The sequence below is a fragment of the Candidatus Saganbacteria bacterium genome (genome assembly GCA_026387835.1).
In the GTDB taxonomy this organism is placed as follows: domain Bacteria; phylum Margulisbacteria; class WOR-1; order JAKLHX01; family JAKLHX01; genus JAPLKZ01.
Genome location: JAPLKZ010000010.1, coordinates 146379 through 160409, shown reverse-complemented (window position 1 = coordinate 160409; position 14031 = coordinate 146379). Strand labels below are relative to the sequence as shown.

Genomic DNA, 14031 nt, shown 5'->3' with positions numbered 1-14031 from the left:
CGGCTGCTCCTATCTGCAAAGATGGGTCTTTATCTCAAATAGCTTTACAAGGTCTGTCTGGGCGATTATGCCGAGCAACCGGCCGTTCTCGACCACAAGGAGTTTTCCGAGGCCTGACTTGGTGACTTTAAGCAGAGCTTCAAGCGCGTCATGTTCCGGGCATATCAAAAGCTCCTGTTTGGCGGGGACAGTCAGATCCCTGACTTTTGTCAAAGGTTTCCGGTCGTCCGGTATCTGTCCGACATCCTGCAGTGTGATCAGACCTAAAAGTTTGCCGTTCTCGACGACCGGAAATCCCATGTGGCGGTGTTTATAAAAATAATCCCTTATCAGCCTGTCGATCGTGAGTTCGGGATGGACGGTTATTACATCCGCGACCATCACGTCCCTGACCGGGACGCCCAGGAGGGCTTTTTTCAGTATCAGCTGCTGGTAGCAGAGCTCGGCCGCCTCGTGCAGGAAAAGCCCTATAACGATGAACCAGATACCGGTGACGAACTGCATCATATAAAGAAAGAAAAGTCCGGTCATCATGAAGGCGAACGAGAAAAGTTTTCCGAATATCGTGGCTATTCTTGTCGCGTCCCTGAGGTTCCCGTTGAAATGCCATATCACCGCCCTGAGGACGCGGCCGCCGTCAAGCGGGAATCCCGGTATCATGTTGAAGACAGCTATAGTAACGTTCATCCACCAAAGATATCTAAATGTTTCAACCGAAAGACCGCTTATCCCCATAGCGGTTAAAATGCTCATCAATACGAATGAAAAAGCGGCCATTGACAGACTGAAAAAAGGCCCCGCAAGCGCCATTTGGAATTCGATGTTTGGCAGTTCCGGCTCACTTTCCATCTGCGCGACCCCGCCAAAAATAAAAAGGGTTATCTTTTTTATGGCCAGGCCTTTCTTCTGCGCTATATATGAATGTGCGAGCTCGTGCAGAAGCAAAGAGACGAACAGCAGGAATGCCGCGATGACGGAGGCTATCCAATAATGGAGAGGCGGAAGTCCCGGCACGCGGTATGGAAAATGGAGTGTGGCAAGGGTCCAAGTGACGAGCCCGAATATCAGGAGCCACGAATAATTTATCTCTATTGGGATGCCGATAAGCGTGCCTACTTTTATGGCGGATCTCATTTGTGAAAATTATATCATATTGCAAATCAGAGTATCTTGTTTTCTAAAAAGAGTCCTCTTGTCATTTCAGGATCGATATACCAGTGAGGATCGCCGTCTTTGATATGTCCCGGCAGGGTGAATATCCTTATATCGCTTGGTTCGATACTGCGGGCAAAATTGGCTATACGCAAAAGGCCGGTAAATGAGATGTCCGTTTCGATCGAAGCCTTTACGGAAGGAATGATCCACGGCAGCCTTACAAGCGCCGCCGGCGAAGACAGTTTCTTAAATATCTGCTTAAGAGAGGCCTGTTGCCGCCTGACCCTGGCGATATCGCCTTCGCTGTCGTGCCTGAACCTCACGTATCCTTCAAGCTGTTTTCCTGAAAGCCTTTGTTTTCCTTTTTTCAGGTCGATATGCAGACCTCCCCAGTTATCGTCGTAGCGCATATTTTTTTCGACATAGAAAACTAATCCCCCGAGGCTGTCGACAACGGAGACGAAGCCCTTTGTATCTACCGTCATATAGCCGTGAATATCGATGCCGATAAGCTGTTTGACGGTCGTTTTCACAAGGTCTTCTTTTCCGTTCAAATATGCTTCATTGATCTTGCGGGACCCGTATCCCGGGATATCGACGAACGAATCCCGCGGTATTGAAACAAGGGTTATTTTATTGATAAAAGGGTTTATCTGGGCCAGGATCAATGTATCGGACCGGCTGTTTTTAACCATATTATGGAATTCATCGTAAGAATGATCCTTGCCGATCAGTATGATGTTCAATTTTGACCCCGGGACAAATAACATCAGGGCGTGAGGTATGCTTCTCGGCATAAAAATGAAGAGCCAGGCATAGATCATCATCAGAAATATCAAAAGAAGGGCGATTATCCGCAAAAGATCTATTTGCTGCTTTTTCCGCATAAAAACATAATAGGCGATGCCATAAATATTTTCAAGGAGGGAAGGGCCCCGGTGTCGGATTTTTCAACACCCAAGGCCCTCATTAAGGAAAGGATCTAAGAGGTACTTACAAGCTCATTTTCCGCTCCTTCGGCTTCTTCGGATTCCTCCGCAGTATTATCCTTTGCGGCTTTCAGGAACTTTTTATCCAGCATCATCATATTGTCTACCCAGATCTCGGTCGCCTGTTTCTTGACGCCTTTGCTTTCGTAAGCCTTTATCCGGAGCTTACCTTCTATCGCGACGGAGCTCCCTTTTTTGAGATATTCTCCGCAAATATTTGCGAGGCCTCTCCATGCGACACAATTAAAGAAATTGACATCACCTTTTTCCCCGTTCCTCGGGATGCCGTTCACCGCGACGGTAAAATGCGCTACAGGCACTTCGTTCTTTGTGAACCTGATCTCGGGATCACGCGTCAGATTGCCGGTCAGTATCATCCTGTTAAGTCCTGCCATTCATTATCACCTCCTTTTGGATGGAACATGAGCAATTTGCCCGCCGCATTAATCTGCTATAATACCCTTACGATGCGTCCCCGCCTTTTAATATTTTCAGCTTTATTTTTTACGGGCATTTTGTTGTCTTCATGCCAGAAGGCGACAGGGCCTTCGCCCCTGGTCGTAAAAGGGCCTTATAATGAGCTCGGCAGGATATTCGTCGTCGAATATCACAGGATCGAAGACGGAAAAGGCGAGTGGATAAGGTCCGCGGCCAATTTCAGGAAAGACCTTGAAAAATTTTATGCCGAAGGCTTCTGTCTTGTAAGTATCAACGACCTTTTCAACAACAGCCGTGTCAAAGTTCCTGAAGGAAGAAAGCCGCTTGTCATGACATTTGACGACGGACACCCCACACAATTCAGGTTTCTTATTGTGAAAGGTTCGACAGTCGAGGGCAGCGGCGGTATTCCCAAGATCGATCCGGACTGCGCCGTAGGTATACTTGACGAGTTCTGCAGGAAGCATTCGGATTTCGGCAGGGCCGCGACATTTTTCATAAATTCCCGGCCTTTTTATCAGAAAGAATGCCCATCGCTCTGGAAAGAGAAGCTGAAATATCTTGTCAGGACCGGAAGGGAGATCGGCAATCACACTTTGACCCACGCGAAACTTTCGGACCTCGATTTTAACGGCATAAAGAAGGAGATCGCGCTGTTGCAGGCAAAGATCTATGAGGCAATACCTTCTCATGAAGCTTCTTCAGTTGCCCTGCCTTTCGGCATTTTGCCAAAAAGAGGAAGATGGCTCCTGCAGGACGGTACTTACGGAGGGATAACCTATCATTACAAAGTCGCGTTCCTTGTAGGCTGGTCCCCGGCGACCCCTCCTTTCCGCACCGATTTTGATCCGGCAATGGTGCAAAGGATCCAGGCAAGCGATGTAGAACTTGATAAATGGATCTCCTACATGAAAAAGCATACCCGGGAGTTTTACGTCAGCGATGGAGACCCGAACACAATAACCTTTCAGCAAAAAGACGAAAAACTCCTGGATAAGACCGCGCTAAAAGCGGGAATGAAGATCAAAATCTATGACGGCGATAAATTTGTGAAAGAATCAAGGATCTCTTCCAAAAAAGACAGGATGAACAGAATAAGAACATCCGATAAAGGGGTCTATTATACTTTTCACAGTGCGGGAATTGAAAACCGCCTGGATGAACTTATAGAAAATTATAAAAAGACAGGGCTAAACACCGTTGTCATCGACCTGAAGGACATAGAAGGAGTTATCGGGACCCCGGTCGAAGTGCCTCTTGCCAAAAAGATAGGAGCTCTGGACAGGATATTCATCAAGGACTTTAAACAAGTCTTAAAGAAAATGCACGATAACGGGATAAGGGTCTCCGTAAGGATCGCGGTGTTCAAAGACAGGCTACTCGCAAAAAAAAGGCCTGATCTCGCCCTGAAGAGCAAAACAGGAAACGTCTGGACAGAAAATGACGGGGTCAACTGGGTCGATCCTTTTTCAGAAGAGGTCAGAAAATATAACATCGACCTCGCGGAAGCGGCGGCAAAGATGGGCGCGGACGAAGTCCAGTTCGACTATATTAGATTTCCCGAAAAAGGCAGCGTGAGCAATATTGCGGTCCCGCGTGACAAGGAAAAATACTACGCGGTCGAAAGATTTTTAAAGGAAGCTTACGAAAGGCTTGAACCATACAATGTTTCCATAGCGATAGACATTTTTGGCGTCATGGCCTGGCTCAAGGATATGGATATTTCAATAACCGGCCAGAGGATAGGGGAGATGGCAAAGTATGTCTTTGTGGTCAGTCCGATGCTTTACCCCTCGCATTTTGACAGAGGGTTTGACGGATATCAGAACCCGGTGGACGAACCCTATCTCTTTATTAAACGCGGGTGTGAAAAATCGCTTAAGCTGATCGAAGGGGCCGATGCAAAACTTGTCCCGTGGATCCAGGGTTTTGACTGGAGGGTGAAGAACTTCAGCGAGAACTATGTGCTTATGCAGAAAAAAGCTTTGGACGATCTGAAAATAAGGAGTTTCCTCGTGTGGAACGCCGGGAACAAATACTCGATCACTTACTCAGCGCTCCGGCACTTTAAGAACTAATAAATAACCTTGTTCAGCGGATACTCGACTATCCCTTCAGCCCCTGCGGCTTTCAGTTTCGGGATGATATCGCGGACTATCTTTTCTTCGATGATAGTGTCGACATCTACCCAGTTCTGGTCGCTCAGTTGCGCTATTGTCGGATTTTTCAGGGCCGGCAGGACCCCCAAAACGGCGTCAAGCCCGTTCTTTTGAACGTTCATCTTGAGCCCGACAAGGGTCTGTGCGTTCAGCGCGCCTTCAAGCAGCATCAGTATGTTTGTTATCTTCTGTTTTTTCCAGTTATCTTTTAAAGCGTCCTGGTTCGCGATGAATATAGTATTTGATTCAAGGACGGTATCGATGATCTCAAGATTGTTCGCGCGCAGGGAACTCCCTGTCTCAGTAAGCTCGACGATGGCATCCGCCAGCTCCGGCGGTTTTGCCTCGGTCGCTCCCCATGAGAATTCTACCGAAGCGTCCACGCCGTTCTTTTTTAAATATTCTTTCGTGACATTTACAAGTTCCGTTGCTACTCTTTTACCCTGCAGGTCTTTTGCGCTTTTGATCGGGGATCCTTTCGGGACAGCGAGCACCCATTTCACTTTCCTCAGTCCCTGTTTCGCGTAGATCAGGTCCTTTATCTTTTCCACCTTGCAGCCGCTCTCGACCGTCCAGTCGGTACCTGTCAGGCCGCAATCGATCACCCTGCTTTCCACATAACGAGCCATTTCCTGCGCCCTGATGAGCATAACCTCTATTTCTTCATCATCTATCGTAGGAAAGTATGACCTTGCCGATACCCTTATCTTGTATCCCGCTTTTTCAAAAAGCCCGAAAGTGGAATCCTGAAGGCTTCCTTTCGGAAGGCCGAGTTTTAATTTGTTTGCCATTGATTGTCTCCTTTATAGGTTATTTTATCACATCAGGGTAATATTGAACTTGCTTACCATCTTCACAGGGTGATAACTGAGCTTGGCCTTGCGAAGCCCCGCGTGCCCCATGTCCTGCTCGCGGTTTATAAATGTAAAGGAACTCCACGCGTTCCGTGCGAATTCCCTGTTTATCAATTGCGACAATCCCCTGATGGCCGGGTCTGCTTTTTCTATGTGAATAGCGGCCGTGTCATCGTTCAGCCTCTCCCCGAGGCTGAAAGCCTTTATCCTGCCGTTGATCTTTATGACCCCTCCCTTCAGACCGAGGAATTTGAAGTTGAGCAGGGCTTCTTTTACGACCGCTCCTTCACACTCGATATTCGGGAACTCTTCCGATTCTCTTTTTTTCCCGAGGCACCATTTTTCGTTAAGCGCGATGCATTCCCCGATATGGACGCTGTCCATGTCTTCATATTCAAAAGAACCGGATTTCAGAAAACTGTTGATATGGTTCCTTTTGCCGTCGTATTTTTTCCCTTTAAGCTCCATAAGGTCTTTTGCCAAATATATGTAGTCAAAATTGTCGCGGTCTTCCTCCGCCTTGAAAGCGGGATTTTTCCTTATGTATCTGTCAACAAAATATTTATTGGTTCTTATCACGGCAGTCCCCGTTGAAAGGCATTTCATAAGCGTGTCTTCCATTTTGTTCTCCCCGAGCGGCATCATGAAATAGCGTTTTCTGTCGGGGGCGGTGACATAAGCGCAAAGATTGCCGTTCACGAGCGTGAGCTCTGTGTTATCCGCAAGGCGCCAGATGAAGAAATTCGTGAAAGTATAATCGGACATCTCCAGGGGCCTTTTGGAATAATACTCTTCAAAGACGGGCTTGTCTTCTTTTTTAAGGGGCTTAAAGCCGGGGAACTGCGGAATATCCATTGGAAAATATTTTAGCATATCGGATGGCGGGCCGGCAGGCATCTTGACCCGGGCGTTTTTTCCATTTAACATATTTACAAATGGCGGAGACAAAAAAAGACGCATGGGGATCAAAGATCGGCATAATAATGGCTGTCGCGGGTTCAGTGGTCGGCCTTGGGAACTTTTTAAGGTTCCCGGTACAGGCGGCAAACAACGGCGGCGGCGCGTTCATGATCCCGTATTTTATCTCGCTGGTACTGCTGGGGATCCCCCTGATGTGGATAGAGTGGGCGATAGGCCGTTTCGGCGGGGTCCATGGCCATTCGACGGCGCCGGGGATGTTTAACCGGCTGTGGGAAAACCGCTTCGTCAAATATTTTGGCGTGATAGGGATATTCGGACCGCTCGTGATCTTTATTTATTACACTTATATAGAGTCCTGGCTGCTTGGGTACGCGTTCTATTCGCTGACCGGAGTACTTACATCCATCCACGATAAGGCCCACATGGCGCAGTTCTTGTCCGGCTATCAGGGGCTCGCGTCAAACCAATATTTTTGCGGAATAAAAGACGCATATATTTTCTTTTTAATGACCTTTGCCATCAACATGTGGATCATTTACCGCGGCGTCTCAAAAGGTATCGAGCTTCTTTGCAAGATAGCGATGCCGGCCCTTTTTATCGCGGCGATAGTGATCGTTGTCAGGGTCCTGACGCTCGGCGCTCCAGACATGTCGCATCCGGAACTTAACGTCATCAACGGGCTCGGGTATTTGTGGAACCCGGATTTCAGCGCCCTGCTTAACGCGAAGACCTGGCTTGCGGCCGCGGGACAGATCTTTTTCACTTTGAGCGTGGGAATAGGCGTGATCCTGACCTACGCGAGCTACCTGAAAAGGGGGGACGATGTCGCGCTGTCGGGGCTTTCCGCGGCGGCGACGAACGAATTTGCCGAGGTGATACTCGGTGGGAGCATAGTCATTCCGCTCGCTTTTATGTTCTTCGGTCCGGCAGGCGTAAAGGACATCGCTTCCAGCGGGGCCTATAATCTCGGGTTTGTGACTATGCCTTTAATCTTTTCAAAAATATCGCTCGGCGCGTTCTTTGCTTTCCTATGGTTTAGCTTGCTTTTCCTTGCGGGGATAACATCATCCGTATCGCTTATCGAGCCCGCGGTCGCATTTGTCAAAGATGATTTCGGCTTTGACAGGAAAAAAGCCGCGCTCATCGTATCCGTGACCTCATTCCTTCTCTGCCAGCCGGCGATATTCTTTTTGGGGAACGGAGTGGTCGACGAACTGGATTTTTGGGGAGGCACGTTCTGCCTTGTCCTGTTCGGCACTATCGAGGCGGTGCTGTTCGCGTGGGTATTCGGGATAGATAAAGCCTGGGACGAGATACATCACGGCGCGCAGCTGCAGATCCCGAAAATTTATAAATGGATCATAAAATATGTCACCCCGCTGTTCCTTATCGCGATCCTAACATCATGGCTGTTCCAGCAGGGGATCTCTGTGATGACAATGAAGGATATAAGTCCCGCGAACGTGCCATATGTCCTATGGACAAGGGCCGGGCTTGTCGCGCTTTTCATCGGGCTGGCATTACTTGTCAGGACCGCCTGGAAAAAGAGGGGAAACCGATGAACTTTTACGGCTGGATATTTCTGACCGCCTCGTGGGCCGCCATCATCGGCCTGACGCTTTTCTGCTTCTACAAAGTTTTCACGGAGAAGGAAGAAGAGCTGTAAGATAAATTCGATGATCCTCCCGGTTCCCGATCAGCCCCTTTCGCCGGATGACCGCGTGAAATTCGCATACAAAACCGACGATAGATAATTAGAGGGGTATTTACTGTTACAGGAGGTATTTTTTAATGGCAGACATAGAGGTTACTATCAGTAGAGGACTATCGGTGCCGGATCTAAACAAAGACGGGAAAATACAATTGCGGGAAATAATGCCCGATCTGAAGTCTCCTTGCGACAGGCCGGTTATTGATTTGATATTAAAAAGTCATAAGGTTAAGCTGGGCATTACAGACTGTACCGTTGAACAACCGGAAATGACCCAAAAAGATCCGCAGGTAACCATCAAAAAATCGACAAATGTAATTATCAGGTCAAATGGCGAAAATGGCGAAAAGGTGCCTCAAATATTTATCAGTAGAACGCTAAGGGTGCCGGACCGAAACGGAGACGGGAAATTGCAGTTGTCGGAATTAATGCCTTATCTGACATCTTCCGGAAGGCCGGCCACCGACGTAATATTAAAAGGCCGGAGCGTACATTGTCCGAGTTTTATGGAATGGATCGTTGAAGAATCGGAAAAGAATAAAAAAGATCCGCAGGTAACCATTGAAAGATTAAACAGAGTATGTCGCGTGACAGAAGACGGAAAAAAACTTGAAATAATCATCAACCGGTATGATGAAACGAGGCTTTTTGAAGATGCGGCAAATGCTGCCTCAGACAAGGCAGAAAAAGCGGAAATAAATCTCGAGCAGGTAAAAGCCGAAAATGCCGCATCAAACGCAAAACTTCTTGAGACGGCAAAAAGGGACTTAATTGCGAAGCTATCGGTTTATGTAGACCTCACAAAATGTTGGCCGGACAAGGCGGATCTTATGAAAGCATTTGTCACCGGAATATCAGAAAAAGTGCACGCTGCTAAAAATATCCAGGAGCTTGTTGGTCTTAAAAAGGAAGTTATCGCGAACGTGAAAAGGATAAGTGATGATATCCAGAAACAGGCAGATCAGGTATTAAATGCAAGGTTCTATGAACTAAAATCCAAATGGTTTGAAAGTACCAGAATGCCTTATGAAAACGCAAAAAGGTTTGCGCCAAATATTATGGGATGTATATCGGAGATATTTGAAAAACTAAATAAAGATCTGAATGAAACCGGCAAAAAAGAACAGGTAGCCCAGTCGGAATTAACAAAAGCGGCTCAAATACAGGCAAAGCTTGATGCAAATAATAAGAAGCTGGAAGCGGTCCTGAATTCCGAGGAACTCGACGAGAACAAGGATAAAAAGATCCTGCCTTTGGTCGTAGAGCTCGCTAGATCCGGGTATCTGACTACGGAAGAGGAAAAGAACGCTGCGGAAGGCGGCATAAAGATTATTTCAGAGAGAATTAAAGCAAACGATGCCGCAAAAATAGCGGAGGATGCGGCAAAAAAAGCAGCGGATGCGGCAAAAAAAATTGCTGACAAAAAGAAGGCGGAACAAGCTGCGCTCCTGGCGCAAAAAGCAGCGGATGCCGCAAAAAAAGCGAAAGATGAAGCGAAAATAGCGGATACCAGGAAAAAGGCGGAACAAGCTGCGGCCCTGGCAAAAAAAAATGCTCCCCCTCCGGCGCCAAAACCGGAAGCAAGCCCGGTCGTTATTCCTGCCGGCGCTATCACGAATAGGACCGGTACTTTGGGGTATCTTAAAAATAAGATCACCAGAGATTCTGCCGTGATCAATTTCGCGGCTCCCAAAGAGAGGGCCAAATATAGCGTTAAGATAGTGACGGACAACGCCGTTGTAAATACCACAGTCGTAAACGTGAATGATAAAGACGGGACAATAGGTGTTTCGAAACTGGAACCGGGTAAAAAATACACGATTTACCTTATAAATAACGACGAATTCGATATATCAAACCGGATCGATATAGATACGGCAAAATAAGCACAGTTTATAGCCGAGCGGATGGCAGGCGGGTCAAAACAGCTGCCATCCGCTGACTACGAACCGCGGACCGCAACCCCCTTTTCCCATGCAAGTTTGGACCCCCAAAACCCGATAGAAATATAGAACGTCAAAGAGCGTCAGTTATCGAAGGTTTGCCTGCCTGCTGCAGGCAGGCCTGTTGGATTCGATATTTTTGTATAAGGAAAGAAAATGATCAAGGACTTGCCTGTTGGACTTGAATTATTTTTTTTTTTTTTTTGTATAACCGGACCCTCAGATGTTTTATTTGGGGGCTCCGGTATTTTTATGGCCTTTTATCCCGCTTCGCTCCGTCGCCATGCTCCGCAGCTTCGCGGGACAAGCAGGGGGCGGAATTCAATGAACAATATGACAAAGTTGAGTGGAAGCATATTACATGGGGTGGCAATCAACAACAGGCTTGTCACCCCTTCTAATGTGCTTCTTAACAGCTGCAGGCAGCTGTCTAAAATGGGCCATAGGAAAGAGGTGTAATATGTGCGAAAACATCGGACACGAGGAAGAAGACTTAAAGCGGGAAAATACCCCGGCAAGGGCAGGAGAGCCGAGTTACAGCGATTTTGAGCATATACTGGAGCGCGAGATAAAAAGCCAGCATAACGGCAAGTTTTGCATTAAAGAAACCATGGGATTTGAGCCAAAAATTGACGATATATACATAGAGGGGGATGGACCCGCTGGAGGCGGGGAAATCCTGGATCCAAGATGCAGCATTCAAAAGAGTTTTGGCAGTATTTTGAGCTCAGAGATGAAAACAATGAATTCCGTTTTAAATTATGAGCTTTATGCTTTGGATCTAAACAAAGGCATGGATATGACAAATACCGTGAGGATACATGATTCCTCAAATGCTTACGGCTTACAGCTTACGGCTTACGGCTCAGAATATGTGGATTCAGGCTTAGGGCTTTCCGATTCGCAGGAAATGGAGATTGAGTACGAGCTGAATATGAACTAGGAGAAAGGTTATAAAAATGAACAAATACAGATCAGGAAATACGAAAGGGGGAGAGTAAAATGGCAAGTATAGATTTTGAAATAACAGTCGGTGGTGCAAAAGCGAAACTAAAAGTGGATCAACAAAATATTGTAGATGTAAAAGGCAACAAAGAGCTCAAAGCTATTCCAAGTGTTTTGGAAAGAGCAAGAGCATTCATTAAAGATACTGATAACAATAAAACATTCAGCCAAGCGGAGATCAATAGAGGTATTGAAGAAGCAATAAAAAAAGGAGTGCCAATTAAAGTAGTTAATGGTGAGGTTCAAATATCTGGTCCAACACCAAACCCTGTAGCAACACCTACGTCAACAACGGAGAACCCCAAACCAGTACCGGCACCGAAATCAGGACCGAAACCGGCCGATAAACCCATTGCAGAACCAAAGCCATTAACTGCGGCCAACAGCACACTTAGCACGGATGAAGCGTTGATCAAATTATTTGAAACGATTGGTGGTACGAAAAAAGGAAATGGAGCCGAGTTTACTACAACAAAGCCTAAATTACTAGGGAAAACCATAACTAAAACCGAATTGAAAGTGAACGGTGGTAAGATCGAAATCATTATCAACGGAAATAAACAGAAGCAGGACTTAGATATTTCTAAAGGAATAAAAATAGCCGATCTAAAAAATCTTGGAATAGAATTCAAAAATGCAGACTTAGGCAGGCTTATCGATATGGTAAACCTTAATGGCGGAAATGCTGACGGAATAATCACCCTGGACGAACTCCAGATATTCTGGGCAAGGGTGCAATGGTTCGTTAATATGTCCGGAAGAACGTCCGGCAATATGAGCGAATTATATCTTTCGACCGCAAAGCAGTGGAACGAATCCGGGGTGACCTTCAGGGAGCTTACTGTGGCAGATGTGGCCGCAATAAAAAAATGCCATGATACTATCGGGAGTTTAACGCTTGCCCAAATAAACAATGCCGATGCGATCAGAAGCTGGGCATTTGGAACAACATCAAATGTTTCAACAGCAGGACTTGGAAGCATGCTCGATCCTATTGCGCGGACATATTACACCACTGCAAAGAGTTATAGCGATCTAGCCGATATTAAACAAAAACAATCTGTCCTCAAAGGTTTTGTGTTCGCGTCATATTTTGGCAAAGACCTCGACAGCAAGTTCATCGAAGGTTATTTTGGTATCAAGAAAAGTGATGAGCTGCCGGTGCTGAAGACAGAAGATGTGGGGCCTGAAGCGGGGAAAAGTTTACAAGCGTGGCTCAAAAAAGTATTGGATAAAAAGGTTGAAATACAAAAGAAGGACGATAAAGGGAAAGAAAGCAAGAAGGCGGGAGAAGTCAGAGCGTTTGGATATGAAATGGAAGGAGATGCGGCAAAACAGATCGCGACCCGTACTGAAGGCGAAATAAAAACAAACAGTAATATTTCCAAATTAAACGGACAAACTTATAGTGCGGACAACAGCACTTGCAGCTTGCCGGATCTGATAAAGAAGTTAATAAATAACAAATTTATTGAGAGCCAGATAACGGTAAAAGAGGGACTGATCAGTCCGAGCGATGACAGGACAAAGCCCGTCGATGTATTTGGGAAATTATATGCTATTGACAGCGAAAGGTTCTCGGAAGCAAAAGTTGACGAAAGAATCAAGAAGGGGAAATATGAGAGGGAGACGGTTGAAGTTGTCCTTGAAGAATATAACGCTGAGACCCTGAGTGATACGGGGGAAAGAATGGAGAAGGCCCCTAAAAAAACAATCATAAAACAGGGCGAAAGATACTTTATTGTAAATGCGAGCGGGAAATGCATAGAGGATGATTCAACGCCAAGACAGTTGCTTGGGGAAATATTCAAGCAGCAATCGGTTTCATCTGAAAATGTAAAGTTTGAGTTGCATGGCACAAACGGAGGTTATCTGTATAAAGTAACAAAGACAGCCGAGAAAAAGAGCCTGTCTGCCGATGACAAAATGATAGTTGAAGCAACATTTGAAAGCCCTGCCCCAAGATATATAACTGTCAGCGAATATGAAAAGGACAAGATGGTGAAAGAATGGATGGCTGAAAAAGTGAAAGAATATTCCGCAAAAGATGAGGCTGAAGGAGTAAGGGGATATTCGGCATTTGATTTCACGCAAAAATTGCCGCCAAAGGTATTGCTGGAAAGAGCAAACAAAAATAAGAAAACAGCCAGTGATGTGGCAAAAAGTGGCACGCAACAGAAACCGGCAACAGGTCCGGCCGTAGTGATGCCACCCGCTGCAGGTGCGGGTGCTCCACAAGCAGGAGCTGCTAAAGAAGGAGATAAAGGTTCTAAGGCAATTGCCGACAAGATGCTGAAAGATGAGAGCGGGACAACATTTGCAAAAATGCTAGTAATTAAAAGAAATAAGTTCGTTAAAATAACAACAGATCAATTAACTGATGAAAATGCCGAGTCGTCCGCAACGGCGGTCCTTGAAGAATTAAAGAGCGAAGACAAAACATTAAGTGATTATAGAGCAATACTTCAAGAAATAGCCAAGAGAGGTCAGCTCACAGATCCAGGAAAGAAATATGCTGCAAAGCTCGGAGTAAACGTCGACTGATAGGAGCTGAAAATGGCACAGCAGGCAGCTGCGGTTAATAATTCACAAGCTCCGGCAGCAACCGGCAGCACAGAGCAGGGCAAGCCGCTTTTTACCCAGCAGGAGATCCAAGCGTACAAAATACTTTTAAGGCAGATCAGGACAAAGATCCCCGCCGAAGAGCTGAGAAAGATGGACTATGAAAAAGCCTGCGCGATACTGCTGGCAGGAGACAAGGATAAAATATCTGGGCGGAGCGCGGACGAGGCGGGAGCAAGGCTGATACTGTATTACATACTTAAAGAGCTCGGTGCGGAGATCAAGATCAAAGAC

The 14031-nt window shown here is 46.3% G+C and carries 12 protein-coding genes; 7 read left to right on the top strand and 5 right to left on the bottom strand.

Annotated features, from left to right (window positions below):
- Positions 1-9: 9 nt before the first annotated feature.
- The 3 genes from NTZ10_04835 to ssb form a co-directional block, all read right to left on the bottom strand.
- Positions 10-1134, bottom strand: a complete 1125-nt coding sequence (locus NTZ10_04835; protein MCX5749548.1) for a site-2 protease family protein — start codon at positions 1132-1134, stop codon at positions 10-12.
- A 26-nt stretch (positions 1135-1160) separates the two neighbouring features.
- Positions 1161-2042 (bottom strand): LCP family protein, encoded by an 882-nt coding sequence (locus tag NTZ10_04830; GenBank protein MCX5749547.1) that lies wholly within the window; start codon positions 2040-2042, stop codon positions 1161-1163.
- 95 nt (positions 2043-2137) lie between these two features.
- Complete coding sequence (ssb, locus tag NTZ10_04825) at positions 2138-2539, bottom strand: single-stranded DNA-binding protein (protein ID MCX5749546.1); 402 nt, start codon at positions 2537-2539, stop codon at positions 2138-2140.
- A gap of 72 nt (positions 2540-2611) precedes the next feature.
- Between ssb and NTZ10_04820 the strand changes: the two genes are divergently transcribed.
- Entirely contained in the window at positions 2612-4660 is a 2049-nt protein-coding gene (locus tag NTZ10_04820) for a polysaccharide deacetylase family protein (protein ID MCX5749545.1), read from the top strand.
- Here the strand turns inward: NTZ10_04820 and hisG are convergent.
- Together hisG and NTZ10_04810 are read right to left on the bottom strand one after the other, a co-directional pair.
- A complete protein-coding gene (gene hisG, locus NTZ10_04815; GenBank protein MCX5749544.1) occupies positions 4657-5532 on the bottom strand; it encodes an ATP phosphoribosyltransferase in 876 nt (291 codons plus the stop codon). The two genes, NTZ10_04820 and hisG, sit on opposite strands and share 4 nt — an antisense overlap.
- A 27-nt stretch (positions 5533-5559) precedes the next feature.
- On the bottom strand, positions 5560-6450 hold the full coding sequence (locus NTZ10_04810; GenBank protein MCX5749543.1) for a phosphatidylglycerol lysyltransferase domain-containing protein: 891 nt from the start codon (positions 6448-6450) through the stop codon (positions 5560-5562).
- 80 nt (positions 6451-6530) lie between these two features.
- Here NTZ10_04810 and NTZ10_04805 point away from each other — a divergent pair, with 80 nt between their 5' ends.
- From NTZ10_04805 to NTZ10_04780, 6 genes are all read left to right on the top strand, one after another.
- Positions 6531-8078, top strand: a complete 1548-nt coding sequence (locus NTZ10_04805) for a sodium-dependent transporter (GenBank protein MCX5749542.1) — start codon at positions 6531-6533, stop codon at positions 8076-8078.
- A 229-nt stretch (positions 8079-8307) separates the two neighbouring features.
- Positions 8308-10113, top strand: coding sequence for a hypothetical protein (locus NTZ10_04800; GenBank protein MCX5749541.1), 1806 nt, complete (start codon positions 8308-8310; stop codon positions 10111-10113).
- A gap of 381 nt (positions 10114-10494) precedes the next feature.
- Positions 10495-10629: a hypothetical protein gene (locus NTZ10_04795; protein ID MCX5749540.1), complete on the top strand. Its 135-nt coding sequence runs from the start codon at positions 10495-10497 to the stop codon at positions 10627-10629.
- A gap of 1 nt (position 10630) precedes the next feature.
- Positions 10631-11113 (top strand): hypothetical protein, encoded by a 483-nt coding sequence (locus tag NTZ10_04790; GenBank protein MCX5749539.1) that lies wholly within the window; start codon positions 10631-10633, stop codon positions 11111-11113.
- A gap of 59 nt (positions 11114-11172) precedes the next feature.
- Positions 11173-13719 (top strand): hypothetical protein, encoded by a 2547-nt coding sequence (locus NTZ10_04785; protein ID MCX5749538.1) that lies wholly within the window; start codon positions 11173-11175, stop codon positions 13717-13719.
- A gap of 12 nt (positions 13720-13731) precedes the next feature.
- The coding region (locus tag NTZ10_04780; GenBank protein ID MCX5749537.1) for a hypothetical protein at positions 13732-14031 on the top strand (300 nt) is incomplete at its 3' end.

Coding starts and splice junctions, on each gene's coding strand:
- NTZ10_04835 (MCX5749548.1), bottom strand. CDS start 1,134: ATGAGATCCGCCATAAAAGTAGGCACGCTTATCGGCATCCCAATAGAG.
- NTZ10_04830 (MCX5749547.1), bottom strand. CDS start 2,042: ATGCGGAAAAAGCAGCAAATAGATCTTTTGCGGATAATCGCCCTTCTT.
- ssb (MCX5749546.1), bottom strand. CDS start 2,539: ATGGCAGGACTTAACAGGATGATACTGACCGGCAATCTGACGCGTGAT.
- NTZ10_04820 (MCX5749545.1), top strand. CDS start 2,612: ATGCGTCCCCGCCTTTTAATATTTTCAGCTTTATTTTTTACGGGCATT.
- hisG (MCX5749544.1), bottom strand. CDS start 5,532: ATGGCAAACAAATTAAAACTCGGCCTTCCGAAAGGAAGCCTTCAGGAT.
- NTZ10_04810 (MCX5749543.1), bottom strand. CDS start 6,450: ATGGATATTCCGCAGTTCCCCGGCTTTAAGCCCCTTAAAAAAGAAGAC.
- NTZ10_04805 (MCX5749542.1), top strand. CDS start 6,531: ATGGCGGAGACAAAAAAAGACGCATGGGGATCAAAGATCGGCATAATA.
- NTZ10_04800 (MCX5749541.1), top strand. CDS start 8,308: ATGGCAGACATAGAGGTTACTATCAGTAGAGGACTATCGGTGCCGGAT.
- NTZ10_04795 (MCX5749540.1), top strand. CDS start 10,495: ATGAACAATATGACAAAGTTGAGTGGAAGCATATTACATGGGGTGGCA.
- NTZ10_04790 (MCX5749539.1), top strand. CDS start 10,631: ATGTGCGAAAACATCGGACACGAGGAAGAAGACTTAAAGCGGGAAAAT.
- NTZ10_04785 (MCX5749538.1), top strand. CDS start 11,173: ATGGCAAGTATAGATTTTGAAATAACAGTCGGTGGTGCAAAAGCGAAA.